Source organism: Saccharothrix tamanrassetensis (assembly GCF_014203665.1).
In the GTDB taxonomy this organism is placed as follows: Bacteria; Actinomycetota; Actinomycetes; order Mycobacteriales; family Pseudonocardiaceae; genus Actinosynnema; species Actinosynnema tamanrassetense.
In genome coordinates this window covers 78757-96934 of the sequence record NZ_JACHJN010000012.1, presented here as the reverse complement: position 1 = coordinate 96934, position 18178 = coordinate 78757, and the positions used below count along the sequence as shown (strand labels likewise).

12 protein-coding genes are annotated in these 18178 nt (G+C 70.6%); 3 read left to right on the top strand and 9 right to left on the bottom strand.

All coding sequences use genetic code 11. The features are described from left to right. Nucleotides 1-34: 34 nt before the first annotated feature. The 4 genes from FHS29_RS30960 to FHS29_RS30945 all read right to left on the bottom strand — a co-directional run bounded on the left by FHS29_RS30960 (nucleotide 35) and on the right by FHS29_RS30945 (nucleotide 3412). A complete protein-coding gene (locus FHS29_RS30960; RefSeq protein ID WP_184696812.1) occupies nucleotides 35-1477 on the bottom strand; it encodes a hypothetical protein in 1443 nt (480 codons plus the stop codon). After that, the gene (locus tag FHS29_RS30955; RefSeq protein WP_184696809.1) at nucleotides 1470-1982 is read right to left on the bottom strand and encodes an RNA polymerase sigma factor; all 513 of its coding nucleotides are present in this window, start codon (nucleotides 1980-1982) and stop codon (nucleotides 1470-1472) included. The genes FHS29_RS30960 and FHS29_RS30955 overlap by 8 nt, the downstream gene beginning before the upstream one ends. Nucleotides 1983-2063: 81 nt before the next feature. Further along, entirely contained in the window at nucleotides 2064-2414 is a 351-nt protein-coding gene (locus FHS29_RS30950) for a VOC family protein (protein ID WP_312865177.1), read from the bottom strand. A gap of 182 nt (nucleotides 2415-2596) precedes the next feature. Next, a complete protein-coding gene (locus tag FHS29_RS30945; RefSeq protein ID WP_184696805.1) occupies nucleotides 2597-3412 on the bottom strand; it encodes a DUF6597 domain-containing transcriptional factor in 816 nt (271 codons plus the stop codon). 411 nt (nucleotides 3413-3823) lie between these two features. Here FHS29_RS30945 and FHS29_RS30940 point away from each other — a divergent pair, with 411 nt between their 5' ends. The 3 genes from FHS29_RS30940 to FHS29_RS30930 all read left to right on the top strand — a co-directional run bounded on the left by FHS29_RS30940 (nucleotide 3824) and on the right by FHS29_RS30930 (nucleotide 8474). After that, nucleotides 3824-6430: a glycoside hydrolase family 3 protein gene (locus FHS29_RS30940; RefSeq protein WP_184696803.1), complete on the top strand. Its 2607-nt coding sequence runs from the start codon at nucleotides 3824-3826 to the stop codon at nucleotides 6428-6430. Nucleotides 6431-6820: 390 nt separating this feature from the next. After that, nucleotides 6821-7285, top strand: a complete 465-nt coding sequence (locus tag FHS29_RS30935) for a cupin domain-containing protein (RefSeq protein WP_184696800.1) — start codon at nucleotides 6821-6823, stop codon at nucleotides 7283-7285. Nucleotides 7286-7409: 124 nt separating this feature from the next. After that, on the top strand, nucleotides 7410-8474 hold the full coding sequence (locus FHS29_RS30930) for an ABC transporter substrate-binding protein (RefSeq protein WP_184696798.1): 1065 nt from the start codon (nucleotides 7410-7412) through the stop codon (nucleotides 8472-8474). Here FHS29_RS30930 and FHS29_RS30925 read toward each other — a convergent pair. From FHS29_RS30925 to FHS29_RS30905, 5 genes are all read right to left on the bottom strand, one after another. Beyond that, a complete protein-coding gene (locus tag FHS29_RS30925) occupies nucleotides 8458-8961 on the bottom strand; it encodes an allene oxide cyclase barrel-like domain-containing protein (protein WP_184696796.1) in 504 nt (167 codons plus the stop codon). The two genes, FHS29_RS30930 and FHS29_RS30925, sit on opposite strands and share 17 nt — an antisense overlap. A gap of 290 nt (nucleotides 8962-9251) precedes the next feature. Continuing rightward, the gene (locus FHS29_RS30920; protein WP_184696794.1) at nucleotides 9252-9704 is read right to left on the bottom strand and encodes an STAS domain-containing protein; all 453 of its coding nucleotides are present in this window, start codon (nucleotides 9702-9704) and stop codon (nucleotides 9252-9254) included. A 175-nt stretch (nucleotides 9705-9879) separates the two neighbouring features. Beyond that, nucleotides 9880-10890 carry a YncE family protein gene (locus tag FHS29_RS30915; protein ID WP_184696792.1) on the bottom strand — a complete coding sequence of 337 codons (1011 nt, stop codon included), beginning with the start codon at nucleotides 10888-10890 and terminating at the stop codon, nucleotides 9880-9882. Nucleotides 10891-11017: 127 nt separating this feature from the next. Then, nucleotides 11018-11509, bottom strand: a complete 492-nt coding sequence (locus FHS29_RS30910; protein WP_184696790.1) for a hypothetical protein — start codon at nucleotides 11507-11509, stop codon at nucleotides 11018-11020. A gap of 1 nt (nucleotide 11510) precedes the next feature. Further along, nucleotides 11511-17666 (bottom strand): golvesin C-terminal-like domain-containing protein, encoded by a 6156-nt coding sequence (locus tag FHS29_RS30905; RefSeq protein WP_184696788.1) that lies wholly within the window; start codon nucleotides 17664-17666, stop codon nucleotides 11511-11513. Nucleotides 17667-18178: the final 512 nt, after the last annotated feature.

The window sequence follows — 18178 nt, the reverse complement described above, 5'->3', positions numbered from 1 at the left end:
CCGCAGGGCGCCATCAACGCCGATTACGACCTTGTCACTGGGCGTCGGGCAGCCCCAGGGTGCGGCACGTGCCCTCGCCGCCGGGGAACACCGCCGCCACCGTGGTCGGTTCCACACCGGGCACCCGCTCGGTGAGCACGCACGCGGCCAACGGCGGAACGGGGTGGTCACCCTGGTTCCTCCGACCGACCGTGCCGGTCGTCCACCCGTAGCGGTCGCTCTGCCAGGTCAGCGAGCACACCTCCACGGGACCGCGTTCCTTCTCGCCGATGTCCCGGGGAGTGGTCGGATCACCGGTCCCCACCGGCTCGGCCTTGTCGCGCAGGTCCGCCGACTTGAAGCACCACGCCCGGCCCCGCACCGCGGGCACCGCCGACGCGGGCGCCGCACCGGCGGCCTGCCCGGCCCCGAGGAACGCATGGGTGTGCTTGTCCGCGACGAACACCCCGGGGAACCACAGGTCGTACGCCAGCGTGGCGGGAAGCGGCACCGACGCGCCCAGCGCGCCCTCGCCGGCGGTCAACCCCACCGTCTCGCCGGCCAGCATCATCCCCGTCTGCGGATCGATCAGCAGGTAGAGCCGCTGCTTGGGAAACCGTTCACCGGGTAGCTCCGACACCGCGGACACCGCGACCGCGCGCCGCCCGGCCCGGTCCCGCGTTTCTCCCTCCACGGTGATCCCGGGCAACGAGGCCAGCATCCGCAGCGCGACGGCCGCGAACACCGGGTCGTCCGCGGCGCGGTCACCGGACACCGCCTGGAACCACTGGGCGGTCGACCGCTCGTCACCCGGACTCGTGGAGGTCCCCGACCGCACCTGCTTCAGCAGCCACTCGCGGACCTGTTCCGCCGACACCGTGCCGACCGGCGGCAGCGCATCTTCCTGCCGTTTCGCGGGATCGTCGACCGCCAGCGGCTCCCAGGCACCCCTGGAGGGATCGACCGAGACCCGCGTCCACCGGACCGCGCCGTCCCCACCGGTCCAGGACTGCGACCAGTCCTCCCCCAACCCCTGCCCGAGCAGCTTCCCCTCGGTGTCGACCGACGTGCTGAAGTTCCACTGCCGACCGACCCGGTACAGCCACGGCCCGGAGCCCGCGGGGCCCGGCTGCTTCTCCGCCAGCTCCGCCAACCCCGACAGCAGCACCTGCGGGTTGCGCTCCTCCCCCGGCGTGAACTGCAGGACGGGCACAGTCGTCGACTCCGGGCCCGACCCTCGGCGCGTGAACTGCCAACCGGCCGCCACCCCGACCAATAGGACCGTCACCACACCCGCGGCCAGCCACACCCCCCTCCGCGAGCGCGCGACGGGTGTCGCCCCCGCCGCCCGAACCGCGGCCTCCACCCGTTCCGGGTCCGGGACACCGTCGGGAGCGTCCAGCAGGGCAGCCCTCAACGCCTGCCCGAACCGCGCATCCCGGGCGGCAGCGGCGTCGACGGCCACGCGGTCCCGGCCCTGTCCGTCCCGCTCACCCATCGACCCCAGCCCCTTCCCTCGTCCCCAGCAGCACCCGCAGCCTGGCCAGCCCCCGCGAGGCCAGCGTCTTCACCGACCCGACCGAGCACCCCAGCAACCGGGCGGCGTCCCGCTCGCTGAGATCCAGCAGGAACCGCGCCGCGAGCACCTCCCGCTGCCTCGTCGACACCTGCCCCAACAGCCGCATCACCCGCGCCCGGTCCACCACCGGATCGGCCACGTCCGGCACGACGTCCGGCACGGCCGCGGCCAACTCCCGCCGCAACGAGCGCTCCCCGCGGCGCAACCCGTCCCGGAACACGTTCAGCACCGCCGCGTACACGTACGCGGCGGACAGCTCCGTCCGCTCCTTGCCGGCTCGCCGCAGGCACCGCGCGAGCGCCTCCTGCACCAGGTCGTACGCCCGGTCCCGGTCCCCACCGGTCAACGCGACCGCATACCGGAACCACCCCTCGTAGCCCGTGCGCACGAACTCCCCATAGCCGCCCTCATCGCCACTGGCCACCCGCTGCCCTTCACCCGGCCGGTCGTCTACCTCATGTAACCGACCTGACCGCCCGAAAGGTTGACACCGGTTCCGACGCGCTCACGAGAGGTGCGCGAGGACGTTGATGATCGTGCCGCCGGGGTCCTCGACGAAGAAGCGGCGCACACCCCACGGCTCGTCCCTGATGGGATACACCACGCGGAGACCTCGCTCCAGGGCCGCCGCGTGCGCGGCGTCGACGGCCGCCGGGTCGCCGAGGTCGAGGCCGAAGCTCGGGGCGGGGTCCTCCATCCCGGCCGGAGGGATGATGACCTGCGTCGACGGGTTGACCGGCGAAGCCAGCCCGAGCACGGGCTCCCGCATGACGACCTCCAGGCCCAGCACCTCGGTGTAGAACGCCTGTGAGGCAGGCAGATCGGTTCCCTGGGCGTATGCCACGATCCTCGTCACGGACAAAGCAACGACCTCCTCGGTTGCGCTGGTGGTACTCGACAGCAGTGATGGGCTGGTGCCGGCCGACGAAGCTGACCGGAGGCCGACCCGACGTCCGTGAGCCTCATGAATCGTTGTCGACCATGTCCACGAGCCTGCTGCGCAAGCGCGCACGGCGTCTTGGACGAATGCGAAACGGGCTACTGCGGCAGTGGCACGTGGTTGATCCGTCTTCCCCGGCCCCGCAGGTACGCGGTGGGCGACAGTCCGCTGTGGGCGTGGAAGTCGCGATCGAGGTGCGCTTGGTCGTAGTAGCCGCGCTCCACCGCGAAGGCCGACCAGCCGACCCGATCGACCCGGTCGATGCCGTCGAGCACCGAGCGGAAGCGCTGCAGACGCTGGTAGCCCTTGGGGCTGAGCCCGACTTCGGCGCGGAACACCTGCTGCACGCGGCGGGAGGTCAGTCCCAGCCGGTCACCGAGTTCGCCGACGCCGGGACGTTCAGGCATCCGGGAGAGCCACCCGGTCGCCGCGGCGACCAGCGGGTGAGCGGCCTGACCCGAGCCCGTCAACCGGTCGCTCAGCGCTGCTTCGAGCACCCGCAACTTGCCCGTCGCACCGGGTGCGGCGAGCACCTGCTCACGCACCCGCGTGGCGCCGAGGCCCCAGAGGTCCTCCAGGGCGACGTGGCGATCGGAGAGCTCGTGCAGCGGCACGTCGACCAAGGCCCGCGCCCGGCCGGGCCGGAACACCGCGCCGATGACGTGCGTCTGCTGCGTGGCCTCCAGGACGTAGGCGCGCCGGTACGGCCCGGCTACCAACGTGCCGGAATGACGTCGCCGCACACCGGCGTCGTCGGACATCCAGAAGGAGTCCGCGGCGAGATTGACCACGAGCTCGACCGTGCCGGTCGGCAGCCGCAGTTCCGCTCCCTGCCCCGGGCCTGCGGACTCGTGCAGCCAGAGCAAGGCCACGAACTCGCCCAAGTGCCCGCCGGGCGTCACTGAACTGAACATCGTGCGCAACACGGTACCCGTGCCGACAGTGGATCGAGACGACCCATCCTCAGTGGATCGAGGCGACGATGATCCGATCCACCACCGGGCCGCCCTCGCAAAGCCGAAGGCTCGTACGGCGGGCGCCCTGCGATGCCCGACACCGAGGTCCACCAGCCGTCCCACGAGGCCGAGTGCGGCAACAGCCCCCGTGACCTGCACCGGAAGGAGGCTTCCCGCTACGGCACACCCGCCGCCCGCCGCCGGCACCTGGCCGCGTCACACCCGGAAGACGACTCGGCTGCCTTCGGGGTGACGCCGTTAGCCCTAACACCTGCGAGGGAGCGCCCTGTTGTCGATCTTGACCGCGCCCCGGTGGTTTCGTGAGGATCGGGCAGCCATGCCGCCGCATGTCGATGAACGGACTTGCCGATGTCACGCAGACACCTGGGCGCCGTGCTCGCCGCGGTGCTCGCCGCCGGACTCATCAGCGCCGGCGCCGATGCCTCCCCGAAGGGACCGGTGGTGGGCGAGCCGCGCACCGAGAACGGGTGCGCCCGGATCGAGAAGTCGTTGCCGGTGCTGTCCGACTGGCCGAGAGTGGACAGCCGCGTCAAGTCGGGCGCGGGCGACGAGCAGAGGATCAGGAAGCTCCTCGGCTCGATGACGTTGGCCGAGAAGGTCGGCCAGATGACGCAGCCCGAGATCACCGCGATCACGCCGGACGAGGTGCGCGCGTACGGCATCGGCTCGGTCCTGAACAGCGCCGGTTCGTGGCCGGGTGGGGACAAGCACGCCACGCCCAGGGCGTGGCTCGACCTCGCCGACGCGTACTGGACCGCGTCCACCACCTCGCGCACCGGAATCCCGGTGCTCTGGGGCACCGGCGCGGTGCACGGCAACAACAACGTCCACGGCGCGACGATCTTCCCGCACAACATCGGTCTGGGCGCGGCACACGACCCGTGCCTGGTCCGCGACATCGGCGAGGCCACCGCAGAGCAGCTGCGCGCCACGGGCCAGGACTGGACGTTCGCGCCCACGTTGGCCGTGCCGCAGGACGACCGCTGGGGCCGCACGTACGAGGGGTACTCCGAGGACCCGCGGATCACCCGCGCGTACGGCTACGAGGCCGTGAAGGGCCTGCAGGGTTCGGACCGGCGGCGAGTGGACGTGCTGTCCACGGCCAAGTACTTCATCGGTGACGGCGGCACGCTCGGCGGTCGGGACCAGGGCGTGAACCCGTCCTCCGTCGCCGAGATGATCAACAAGCACGGTCAGGGCTACTACGGCGCGCTGGGGGCGGGCGCGCAGACCGTGATGGTGTCGCTCGGCAGCTGGGTGAACGCGGAACTCGGCATCGGCGAAGGCAAGCTGCACGGCAGCAGGTTGGCCCTGAACGACGTCCTCAAGGACAAGATGGGCTTCGACGGTCTCGTCGTGTCCGACTGGAACGGCATCGGCCAGGTCGCCGGTTGTTCGAACTACTCGTGCCCGCAGGCGATCAACGCGGGCATCGACGTGGCGATGGTCCCGACCGACTGGAAGGAGTTCATCGCCGGCACGGTGGCCCAGGTCGAGGGTGGGCAGATCCCGTTGGCGCGCATCGACGACGCGGTGACCCGGATCCTGCGGGTCAAGCTGCGGGCGGGTGTGCTGGACGGCGAGAAGCCCTCCGCGCGACCGGGCGCGGGGAACGAGAAGGCATTGGGAGCGCGCAAGGTCGCCCGTCAAGCGGTGCGCGAATCCCAGGTTCTGCTGAAGAACAACGGCGGCGTGTTGCCGTTGAAGCCGCACTCGAAGGTGCTGGTGGTCGGCAAGAGCGCGGACAGCCTCCAGAACCAGACCGGCGGCTGGACGTTGACCTGGCAGGGCACCGGAAACACCAACGCGGACTTCCCCCACGGCACCACCGTCCTCGGCGGCCTGCGCCAAGCGTTGGGCGAGGAGAACGTGACGTTCAGCGAAACCGGCGACGTGGACCCGGCCGGGTTCGACGCGGTCGTGGCGGTGATCGGGGAAACCCCGTACGCCGAGGGGACCGGCGACCTCGGCAGGCGCACCCTCGAAGCGGCCAAGCTGTATCCGCAGGACTTGGCCGTGCTGGACAAGGTGCGCGGTCGCGGCGCGCCGGTCGTGACGGTGTACCTGTCGGGCCGGCCGTTGTACGTCAACAAGGAACTGAACCGGTCCGACGCGTTCGTGGCGTCGTGGCTGCCCGGCACCGAGGGCGGCGGCATCGCGGACCTGTTGGTGCGCGGGCGTTACACCTACCCGGGCTTCACCGGGACACTGTCCTACTCGTGGCCACGCAGCGCCTGCCAGACCTCGCTCAACCCCGGGCAGGAGGGCTACGACCCGCTGTTCAAGCCGGGATACGGCTTGAAGTCGTGGCAGCGCACCACGATCGGGCAGTTGGACGAGACCTCGCCGCAAGCCGGGTGCGATGACGACGGCGGCGGTGGCACGGCGACCGAGGACCTGGAGTTGTTCGTGCGCAAGGACATCGCACCGTACCGGGGCTACCTGTCATCGCCGGACAACTGGGACGGCACCGAGATCGGTTCGGACGGCACGGCGGCGCACAGCACGGTCTCCGTCGTACCGGCGGACGTCAACGCGTCGGGCGACGCGTTGAAGGTCACGTGGACAGGCACCGGCCCGGGTCAGATCTACCTGGCGAACCCCGCCGGCGGTGCGGACCTGCGCGGCTACCTCAACGCGAACGCCGCGGTGGTGTTCGACGTGGTCGTGCACCAGCCTCCGACCAATCGGACGGCGCTGGGCGCGCACTGCTCGTGGCCGTGCCTCGCCGAGGTCAACGCCACCAAGGTGTTCACCGACCTGCCAGTGGGGCAGAAGGCGACCATGAAGATCCCGGTCTCCTGCCTGACGGCGGCCGGTCTGGACGCGGAGAAGGTCAACATCCCATTCCTGGTGTTCACCGACGGCCCGTTCCAGGCGTCGTTCGCGAACGTCCGCTGGGTGCCGAAGGCGGCCCAGGACCCGGACGCGAGAACCTGCGCCGAGCTGAGCTAGCCCCACGGGGCGGGGCTTTCCCGGGAAGCCCCGCCCCCGCTACGCCGCTTCTTCCGAGCCGACCGCACCACCGTCACCCGACCAGGCGCAGGTACCGGCGTCGTTCCTCTCCGACGACGAGAGCCACCCGCGCACGGTTTGCCGCGTCGCCTGATCGGGGTGGTACCCAACGGCACCACGTCGGTCTGCTCCTCACTGGTTACGTGTCAGGGGTTGTCCATCGTTGCGGTCAACAGGCTTCAGTGGTTGAATATTCAACAAGATTCGTGGTGGACGGTCGCCGATGCCGGGCCGTGCGTGGTGACGGTCGTGTCAGGTGACCACCGCCCAGCCGGGATCGACGCACACGCAGCCCTCGTGCGAGCGACCGGGGAGGGGAAGGGGTCTCGAATGAGCATTGCCTTAGTACGGAACCCGGGTGGCGGCAAGGTCTACCGCTACTACGACAACACGAACGAGCAGGTCGTGTCGACCGCCGAGACCAGCGGCGCGGTCAGCGTCCTGCGGCTCGTCATGCGCCGCGACGCCGCGCCACCACTGCACAGCCACAGTCGCGAGGACGAGAGCTGGGTGGTCTTATCGGGTCGAGTCCGCTTCTGGGTGGGATCGAACTCGCTCGACGAGTGCGACGTGCACGACGCCGAGGCCGGCGCCTACGTCTACGGACCGCGCTTCGTCCCCCACACGTTCCAACCCATCACGACGACCGCAGAGGTCCTGGTCATCAACAATCCCGGAGCCATCGAGGGCTACTTCCAGTCGATCGGACCCGCCGACGCGCGTCGCGACACGGAGCACGCCGACCTCCTGGCTCAGTATGGAGTGGTACTCCTCGACAACCCGCCGCCCGCCTGAAGATTGCCCGTGACCACGGGGACGTGTTCACCGGCTCAAGCTCCGCTGTCACCGGCCAACGCGGTCGGGGTGATGCGCGGGGATCGCCCGATCGTGGTGGCCGGGCGGTCGATACGGTGCCGCCGTGCCACGACCGCTGATCGGGGTCGTTCGCGCGGCGACCGGAAGGCTCGCGCCGCTGGGTGTGCCGCTGGACTTCGTCGCCCGTGCCCTGCCCTGGCCCGTTGACGTACTGGTGCGCGACAGCGCCTCGACCCCCGAAGGTGCCCGTGCCGCCGCGCTGTCGCTGGCGGACGCGGGCGTCCGGGTGGTGGTGACGTTGGGCGGCACGGAGACGCTGCCCGCGGTCGCGCGTGCGTGCACCGAGCGGGAAGTGCCGTGCGTGTCCACGACCCTGCCGTGGCAGGTGTTCGCCGACGAGGTGTTCGGCGACGCTCACCGGCCGGGGTGGGCGTTCCACTTCAGCTGGGGTCTGGATGACATCGCGGCGGTGTTCGCCGACCTGTGGGAACGCCTGGGCCCGGCCCTCACGGTGGGCTGCCTGTGGAACGACGGCACGCAGGGCCGGGCGCTGCGGCGCTGGTTCCGACCCGTCGCCGAGGCGCGCGGGCACCGGCTGGTGGACCTGTCCTACCGGGAGCACGGCGGTGAGCTGCCCGACCTGGCGGGCGTGGGCGTGGTGACCTCGGCCGCGACCGCGGGTGATCTCGCGACGGCCATCGGCCGGGTCCGGCCCCGGCTGGTCACCTGTTCGCGCTGGCTGACCTATCCGTTCGGGGTGGCCCGGCACGCGCTGCTGGACCGGGTCGCCACGATCGTCTACTGGACCCCCGACCTCGATCATCGCGGTGGCAGCGGCCGCGACCTGGCCACCGCCTACGAGACGGCGACCGGCTCGCCGTGGCTGCAACCCGTCGGTGTGGCGCACGCTGCGCTGGAGGTGGCCTGCCACGCGGTCGCCGCCTCGGCCACCCGCGCCGGCACGGCCGAGGTGCTGGCGGGCGCCAGGCTGGAGACGGCGGTCGGCTCGCTCGACTGGGCCGGTGGTCCCGTGCCGGGAGTGGCCCGGATCCCGCTGGCGGGCGGCCAGTGGCAGGCCGGGCCTCGGCCGGAGCTGGTGGTCGTGGACAACCGCCGCGCGCCGGTCGTGCCCGTCGGCGGTGAACTGCTGCTCAGCCCACCAGCGTGATGGTGAACCTGTAGACCGCGTCCGCCTTGCCCGCTGCGGTCGCCCTGGTGGCCTTGCCCTCACCGCGTGCGCCGGCGTACTTGCCGGTACCGCCGATGACCGCCATGGTCGTGTCACCGAAGCCGCCGGCCATCGACTTGTAGGCCCGCAGCGAGGACAGGTGCAGGTCACCGTCCGCCAGCCGGAAGGTGCTCGTGCAGTGCGCCGTCACCTCCGGGGGCACCGTCACCGACACCGCCAGCACGCCGCAGTGGGAGAACCCTTCGCCGACCTTGGCACCGCCCTGGCCGTCCATCAGTTCACCGCCGCTGACGAACCCACCACCCACCGAGATGTTCGCGGGTGCCGACATCAGCGTCCGCTTGGCCGTCAACTCCACCGTGGCCTCCCGGTCGACGACCTGATGGGCGCGCACGTCGACAACCTGATGGGCGCCCACGAGCGTCCCCGCCAACGTCAGCACCACCAGCCACGGTTGAACCCGCACCACGGACCTCCTCGGTCGGACCGACATCGCGTCTCCCGACGCTAGTTCCGCAGCGTGGTAGCGGTAATCGCTCGATGAGGTGGACGCGAACGGCTGATCCGACCGCACACCGGGTCCGCGCGGACACCGTCCGCTTGCACGTCCACCGGGAAACGCACCGATGGATGAAGGTCGGCGGCCCTACGGCTTGCGCGCTCGATCAGCGGCGTATCCGAAGGAACTTCGTCCTCGACGGACGGTGCTGAGGAGCCGACGGACCGACCGGTGCCCGGAGCGCTCGTCGGCCCCGGTCACACGCAGGAGGTCACAGCCCGCGCCGCCGCTTCACCGGGCGCGGTCGGCGCAGTCCACCTGTACGTCGAGAGCAACACCGGGTGGTCGCGTCGCGCGCCGGCCGCCTCCTCCGCCTCCGCGGGGAACTCGTGCAGTTCGAACAACGCCTCCGCGCCCTCCCGGCAGAGCACTCGGTGGACGACCGGTGAGACGACCAGGTGCAGCCGCGAACCGCGCGCCGCCAGCCGTCGACTCACCGCCACCAGCACCTCGACGGCCGCCGAGGAGAAGAACGAGAGGTCGCTGAGGTCCACCACGGCGCCACCCGCGCCCTCCACGAGCGCGTCCGCCGCCTCCCGGAGTGCGGGAACCGCCTCGGCGTCGACACACCCGCGCACCACCAGCACAGAGGTCGTTCCCGCCCGCTTGAGCGACACGACCACACCACCACCGGCCACCTGCAGAGACACGCCCACCCCCAGCACGCCACGGAACCGGATCGCCCGGCCTCGCCACCATTTCCCGGTTTCGGTCCGCCTCAAACCACAGCACGCGACCGGGCGCCCCGCTGATCGTGCGGGACGCCCGGAAGGTGGTCGGTTTCCTTGCCTCACCCGACGGATCGGGCGAGGCGAGAAAGCCCTGTCAGTCGGTCGGGTAGCGCTCGACCTCCAGGCGCGGTTCGGGGTCGTTGTTGTGGCGGGTGACCACGAACAGCGTGCGCTGGTCGGCCGACCAGGCCAGGCCGCGCGGCTGGACGGTCTCGCCGCTGTCCAGGGCGACGGTGTTCACCGGCGTGGCGCCGCCCACCTCGTAGACCAGGACGTCGTTGCCGTCGGTGGTCAGCGCGCCGGTCGCCACGTACGCGGCGTCCGGGGACAGCGAGACCGCCGACGGTCGCGGACGGGTCGCGTACGCGCCCCGGCGTGCCAGGTCGGCGGTCGCGAACGCCTCGACCCGGTCACGCGAGCCGGCCGCGCTGAACAGCGTCGCCCCGTCCGGCGTCACGTCGAGGTCGGTCAGGCCGGCCCCCACCGCGTCGGTGGTCGCACTCGCCGTCAACGTGCCGCCGGAGACGGTGTACACCTGCACCGACGACTGGCTCAGCGACAGCTGCCCGGCCACCAGCGGACCGGTGTCGGCGTTGGAGGACGCGAGCAGCGGGGCCCGCTGGAACCGCACCGCACCCTGCTGCTCACCCTGCACGGGTTGGCCGGCCGCCGGGTCCAGCCGGCCGATCTTGCCCGACCAGTTGCCGTCGACGCAGCCGTAGCCGAACCACACCACGCCACCGGTGCGGGCCAGGTGCGTCGGACACGTCCCCGCCCCTGTGGAGTACCGCGCGGTCTCCGCCAGGGTCGACGTGTCGATCACCGAGATGCCGTCGCCCGCCGACAGCGCCACGTACAGCCGGGTGCCGTCCGCGCTCAGCTCCAGGCCGTCGGCGCCGGGCTGGTTCTGGATCGTCGACCGGACCCGACCGGAGAAGTCGGCGACCACGATGCCGTTCGACGACGCGCCGCCCGAGACGAACACCCGCTGGTGCGCGCTGTCGACCGCGATGTCACCGAAGCCCGACAGCGGCAGCCGCTGCGCCGCCGACGCCGCCGGCACCACGGCCACCGCCGCGGCCGCCGCCAGGGCGACCGCGCCCAACCCTGTGAGAATGCCCCGTTTCACCATGCTGACCCCCTGTGTCGTTTCCGGACGAACGCGCGCCTCCCGCGCGCCGCGGTTCCGCACTGCCGGGCCGGCCGGTACCCCTACCGGCCGGCCCGGGCGCTCAGCGCGCCGTGCGAAGACATTCCTTGAGGACGTCCAGGACCCCTCGGGCGAACTCGTCCTCGGCCGGGTCCTCCGCGGTGACCAGGGTGACCGCGAAGGTCTCCGCGGACACCACCTCGGCCGGGTACGCGTCGGTCTCCGACTGCCCCTCCGCGCCCGTGGGCCACTCCTCGACGATCCTGACCTCCACCACGTCGGCCGCGCGGTTGTAGTACAGCGCGATCGGGCTCGCGCCATCGTCGTCCACGACGTAGCCCGACTCCTCCTGCGACCGTCGCATGCGGTCGTCGCGCACGAGGTAGACCTCGCCCTCCGGGTCGCCGAAGGAGACCTCCCCGGACCGCCACGGCAGGTAGCCGGCGTCCTGGTCGGCGCTGACCGAGACCAGCAGGTCCGGCCACTGCTCCGCGATCCGGTCGACGAACGCCCGGATGCTCCCGACCCGCACCCGGAAGCTCAGCAGGTGGGTGTCGAAACCGGTCAGTTCCACGTCACGGACTCCATCCGGCCCGGGGTCCGGCGTAGCGGACATCTGATCTGGGGACGGTCAGGTCGGTCGGGCTGTACTGGACGTAGGAGCCGCGCCCACCGCGCAGCGGCCGGATCTTGTGCTGGTCCACCATGAAGTCGATGACGTGCGTCGCCTTCGAGTTGACCATGCCGATCTTACCCAGGTCGACCTCGCCCGGCGACCTGGTGGTGACGTAGACGCCGTGCGGGTTGCCCTTCTTGGGGCTCGACGACTTGAAGGTCAGGTCCTTGCCCGACGTGATGCCGCCGAAGCTCTTCTTGTCGGTGTAGTGGAACACCCGGACCTTGCCGTCGCCGCCGCCGGAGGCGCCCGACGGTCCCCCGCCCTTGCCGCCGCCGGAGCCGCCGCCACCGCTGCGGCTCGCCGCGCCACCGCCGCCGTCAGCGGTCTTCGTGGCGCTGGTGCCGCCGCCGTTCGCGGCCTTGCCGCCGCCCGAACCCGCGCCGGAGGCCTTCTTGCCGCTCGACGCCGTACCGCCGGCCTTGCCACCGCCCCCGCCGGACGGCTTGCCGCCGCTCGCACTGCCCGCCTTGGGAGCCGGTTTCGGGGACGGGGCCGCCTTCGCGCCGTTGGAACCGGCGTCCGCCGCCTTGCTCGCGGTCTTCGCCGCGCTCTGCCCGGCACCGGAGGCCTTCGCCCCGCCCTGGGCCGCCTCGGCGCCCTTGACCGCGTACTTGCCCGCCTTGACCGCGGTCGCGCCCCACCCGGCGAAGGGCACCGCGGCGGCGGCCGACAGCGCCGCGTTCGCGTGGTCGCCCTCCGCGGCGTACCAGGCCGCGTTCGCCAGGTCGGCGGCCTCGCCGACGCCGGGGACCAGGCCCGCCACGTCGAGCGCGGCGTGGCCGAGGTCCTTGGCGTTGTCCTTGACCCAGTCGGCCGCGTCGTCCAGCCACCCGTGGCCGTCGATCTCCACCTGCGACAGCGGGTTGCCCGCGCCGAAGGCGTACCGGTTGTTGGTCCACGGGTCGGTGGTCAGGCCCAGGTCCGACAGCGCCCCGTTGTACAGGTCCAGGGTCAGGAACCGGTTCAGGCCCGGCGAGTAGTCCCGGAACCCCATGTCGTAGGTGCCGGTGCTCTTGTCGTGCCGGGCGGTGTTGAACCGGTAGGAGTTCTCCTCCGGCTTGTCCGGGTTGGCCTGGTCGGGCTTGTCCGCGCCGGAGAACTCCTTCTCGTCGTCCTTGCCGTAGGCGGTGTAGCCGTAGGTGGACTTGGTGTCGCCCTTGTCGTCGGTGACCTGCTCGACGTCGGAGTGCGGGTTGAACCCGTAGACCGAGTCCTCTTCCTTGCCGCCGTCGCCGTACTTGACCTGGGCGAGCAGCTCCCCGTCGTTGGAGTACTGGTAGGACTTGCGCAGCTTGCCGTTCTCGTCCTCGGCCAGCACCTGGTCGGACAGCCCGAGGTAGTGGAACGCGGTGGTCTTGTCGCCCTCGACCTTGGTCTGCTGCCGGTCCAGCGGGTCGTAGGTGTACTTGGTCGTCTTCGGCCCGGTGCCCTGGTCCTTGACGTGCTCGACCTTGCGGTCGAACCCGTCGTAGGTGTACTTCTCCAGCTGCTTGCCGCCCTGCCGCACCTGGTGCAGCCGGCCGAAAGCGTCGTAGTCGTAGTCCGCGCGCTGCCCGTTCGTGGTGGACGAGACCAGGCGGTTGCGGTCGTAGTCGAACGCGGTGTGGGCGCCGTCGATGCGCTGGTCCCACACGTTGCCGTTGTCGTCGTGCTTGTACTCCTCGGTGCGCTCCCCCTCGCCGCCCTTCTTCGTCACCTTGCGCACCCGGTCGCGCGGGTCGTAGGTGTAGTTCGCGTCGGCGTTGATGGTCGCGCCGTGGTTGTCGGCGTTCTGCTTCCTGCCGTCGTCGCGGACCTTGTTGGAGTTGGAGTCGTACTCCAGGTTGTGCTCGACGACGACCTGGTCGCTGTCCTTCTTCTTCTCCAGCTGCCGGCGCAGCAGCCCGTCGTGGTAGTAGGTGTAGTCGACGGTGTTGCCGTTGCTCTTGACGTGCCGGGCGATGTGGCCGCGCTCGGTGTAGGTGAAGGAGTTGACCTTGCCCTGGTCGCCGTCGTCCTTCTTGTTGGTGACCTTGGTGACCAGGTCGCGGGCGTTGTACTCGTAGAGCGAGGACTTGCCGTCGAACTTCGCGAACGTCAGGTTGTCGTTCTCGTCGTAGCGGTAGTCGGTGGTGTGCTTGACCGCGCCGGCCTTGAGCTCCTCGACCTTCTCGGCCATGTTCACGCCGTTGTAGGCGATCCGGTAGGCGTCGATCGGGGTGTTCGGCGTGGAGTCGGTCAGCTCGACCAGGTTGTCGTTCGCGTCGTACCGGTGCTCGAAGACCTTCTTCTCGTCGTCGGCGTCCGCGCTGTTGTCCCGCACCAGCTGCACCGCGTCGGCGGCCACGGTGCCGTCCGCCTTGCCGGACAGCGTGATGGTGCGGACCTGGCCCGCCGACATGGCGTACTTGCCCAGGCTGGTCCACTCACCGGCTCGCCTGGTCTGGTCCACGTGCGCGGTGCTCTTGCCGCCGTTGTGCTCGACGGTGTAGGTGGCGTCGGTGGCCGCCGCCCCGGGCTGGCGCACCAACACCTCGTAGGTGCCGTCGGTGGGGACGGCGGCCTTCCAGTCGAAGGTGGCGTCGTCGGCGTCGGTGGCGCGGTACTCGGCGCCCTGGAAGCCCTTCGCGGACTTCTCGTCGCGCCAGTCGCCCTTGGCCTGGGTACGGGTGCGGTCCGAGTCGTCGACCACGACCACGCTGCGGCCGACCGGGACGCCCTCGTCGGAGCGCTTCCTCAGCTTGCCGTCCGGGAAGTACTCCCAGGTCTCCACCCGCTGGGCGCCACCGCCGGCGCTGGTCACCGTGCGGTTGGCCTGCTGTCCGGTGGCGGTGTAGTCGTAGGCGGTCTTGATGTCCCACGGGTCGGTGGAGGTGCGCAGCCAGCCGTTGTCGAAGTACGTCTGCCTGGTGACGTTGCGAACCGACTCGCCGTGCGAGGGCGGTGCGCTGATCTCGACCGGGTCGCCCGCCTCGTTGTAGGTGCGGATGGTGCTGACCGGCGTCTTGTGCTCCGCGTCGTCCGGGTCGTAGGGCAGGATCTCCTCGCGCACCCGGTTCAGCTCGTCGTAGACGGTCTCGGCGACGAAGTCGTTCGGCTTGTCCGGGGTGTCCACGCCGCGCGGGTTGACCGTGCGGGTCAGGTTGCCCACCTGGTCGTACTCGTACCGGGTGGTGAAGTACCGGATCCTGCCGCCCTCGTCGCTGTGCGGCGAGCGGACCTCGGTCTGCATCCCGCGCTCGTCCAGCGTGATCAGGGTTTCGCGGCCCTGCTCGTCGGTGCTCGCCACCACGTTGCCGTCCAGGTCGTACCGCGTCCTGGTCGAGTGGCCGTCGGCGTCGACCGTCCCGGTCACCTGGTGGTTGGCGTCGAAGGTGTAGCGGGTGGTGTAGTCGTCCGGGTCGGGCGTCTTGTTCTTGCGGGCGTCGACCTCCTCGACGACGTTGCCGACGCCGTCGTACTCGACGGTGATCACGTTGCCGTGGCCGTCTTCGGACCGCACGAGCTGGTCGATCTCGTCGTAGGTGAACCGGTAGGCGAAGTCGTCCGGGTCCTGCGTGGTCAGCACGCCCTTGGGCTCGGTCTGCCGGATCAGGTTGCCGACCGCGTCGTAGGCGAACGTGGTGAGCTTCTCCGGTCCCCCGGCGTCGTCCTTGGGCGCGTAGACGCCGACCTGCTGGTCCATCTCGTCGTAGACCATGCGCGTCACCGCGCCGTTGGCCGCGGTGCTGGTCACCACGTTGTCGTTGCGGTCGTAGCGCGGGCCGGGCGTGACGATGTGGACGCCGGCCGCCTGGTCCTTCGGGACCTTGGTGTCCAGCGGGCGCTTGAAGATGTCGTAGGTGTAGGTGCTGGTCTTGCCGCGCTGGTCGGTGACCGAGGTGACGTTGCCGACGTCGTCGTAGCGGTAGGCCGTGGTGCAGTTGAGCGCGTCGGTGATCAGCCTCGGGTAGCCGTTGGCGTCGTAGTCGCTGTACGTGGTGGTGTTGCCGTTGGCGTCGGTCTGCTTGACCAGGTGGCCGAAACCGTCGTAGGAGTACCGCGACGTGTAGTCGTTCTGGTCCGGGGTCGCGGTGCCCTTCGGGTCGGTGACGGCGACCAGGTTGCCCTTGTCGTCGTAGACGAAGGTCCACTTCCGGCCCTCGGGCGTGACCTTCTCGACCAGGTCGGCGACGTACCCGTCCAGCTCGGTGCGGTAGCCCAGGCGGGTCGCCTGCCCGCCGGTCCGGTTGGCCTCGGCGTCCCGGATCTCCAGCGGGAAGCCGGTCTTCTGGTCGTAGGTCCAGGTCTGGGTGGCGCCGTTGTTCTCCACCAGCCGGACGACGTTGTTGTCGGCGTCCCAGTGCAGCTGCGTGGTCTCGTTGCGGGCGTTGACCAGTCGCTCGGTCCGGCCGTAGCCGTCGATCAGGGTGCGGGTGGTGTGCCCGTTGCCGTCGACCAGCGTGGAGTCGACCTTCGAGCCGCGGTCGCCGTCCGGGTCGGCGTAGTCCAGACCGGACGCCGAGCCGCGCCGGTCGGTGACCGTGCGGACGTTCCACTTGCGCAGCGCGTCACCGGAGTCGGTGAAGTAGTCCACCCGCGTGGTGCCGCCGTTCGGGTCCACCGTGGACAGCAGCTTGGCGTTGGACTCGTCGTAGAAGAACGTGAACGGCTTCGCGTCCGGGTTGCCCAGGCCGTCGACCACCTCGCCCAGGTGCCCCTTGTCGGTGTAGGTGAGCGCCACCACCCGACCGGACACGTCGGTGACCGACTTGAGCTTGTTGACGATGAACAGGTTGTCCAGGTTCGTGCCGGTCAGCTTCCGGCCGCCCACGATGTAGGAGAAGGCGTCGCCGCGCTGGTAGTAGTCCAGCGACAGCACGCGCCGCCCCGTGGCGTCGGTGACGTGCTTGAGCACACCGGTGTTGCGGTTGCCCAGCAGCGCCCGCTCGTAGGTGAACGACATGGTGTTGCCGCTCTTGTCCACCGTGGCCGTGTGGTAGCCCTGCGCGTCGAAGAAGAACTGCGTCCGCTCCGGTGTGGTGAACACCCACCGCCGGTCGGCCGAGCCGCCGGGCAGGTACCGCAGGTAGAGGTGCACGCCGGCGGGCGAGTCGTAGGTCCACTTCGCGCTGTCGCCGCTGTCGTGCTTGTTCAGCTCGAACTCGTGGCCGGTGCCGTCACCGTCGACGAGGGTCACCGAGGTCGGCCAACCGAGCAGCCCCGGCAGCAGACCGCCGAACTCCAGCGGGGTGCCCAGGCGGTTGAGCGTCGACGCCGTGACCGACCAGCCGTACCCGGCGTAGGCGTCCGAGGTGTCGGAGGAGTTGTAGGACAGCCGGACGAACCCGGCCAGCCCGCGGCTGGGGTTGGTCAGCACGTCGTAGTTCCACACGGCGTTGCCGGAGAACTGGTTGACCGACAGGTTCCCGCCCGCGCCGGTGGGCACCCCGGCGTAGGAGTAGAAGTGCTCCAGGCCGAGCTGGTCGGAGGTCGGCTTCTCGACGCGCACGTCGAGGTCCAGCGCGGGCACGCCGGCCGTCTCGGACAGCCACTTGCGGGTGCTGTTGTCGTAGACGTCCCAGTGCAGGGCGAACTGCTCGCGCTCGTTGCCGATGTCGGCGAGGGTCGGCGCTTTCACCCGCGCGTCCAGCGCCACGTTGGCGCCGGGCGCCAGGTTCGCGGGAAGGGCGGTGTCCAGCCGGTTCCCGGCCGTGGCGTCGCTGCCGTTGGGCAGCGTCCAGCGGTAGGACAACACGTGCCGGCCCGCCACCAGCGGCTGCGTCGTCGTGTTGGTGACGGTCACCCGCACCTGGTGCTCGTCGCCGGGGATCATCCGCCGCGGGGTGTCCGGGGCGGAGTACGCGGCGGCGGCCTGCTCGGCGCGGATCGCTCTGCTCTCCGGCGCCTGGGCGGACGAGTCGGCCGCCAGCGGCGAGGCCGCGACCTGTGTGCACCGCGGTGACGGCGGTGCGGCGATCCTGGCTCCCGGCTGGCCCGCGGCACCCGCGGCCGGCAACGGTGCCAGTCCGGCGGACACCAGTGCCGCCAGTGAAGTGGCAGACCAGAACAGACGTGCTTTCCCCTTGCTCACGCATCCCCCCGCGCCGTTGTTTCCAGGCGCGTTCACTTCACCGCTCGACCCGTGGGGTCGTCGGTCGGTGCGGGTACGCCTGGCGGATGTTCGTGGATCCCCCCCGAACACCCCTCGGTCACACGGGCCGCAGATCCCCACCCGTCGGCCCTCGTGGTCATTCAAACACAGCGGCTGCGCCGTGCAATGAGCCTTCCAGGTGACTTGTACTGACCGGAAAACGACTCAGAGTGGACCAGACCACCGCCGAGCACCCTCATGACCGCGGGTTCCCGGGTCGCGTCGGGGAGTCTCAACCGGCAGGGGTCGACGCCCCGATTGCAAGTCCATAATGGACAGTCGAGAAACGGGAGGTGACGGGTTGCGGCGGGCGGGTGCTCGTGCGGCTCCTGCCGGACGCCGCTCTCGTACCGCCAGGTCAGGCACCGGCTACGCGAGTCCGAACGGCGCGACACGGGCGTCCGGGACGGCGATGTGACGAAAGTAAACTTGATTCGTTCCAGACAAGCGCA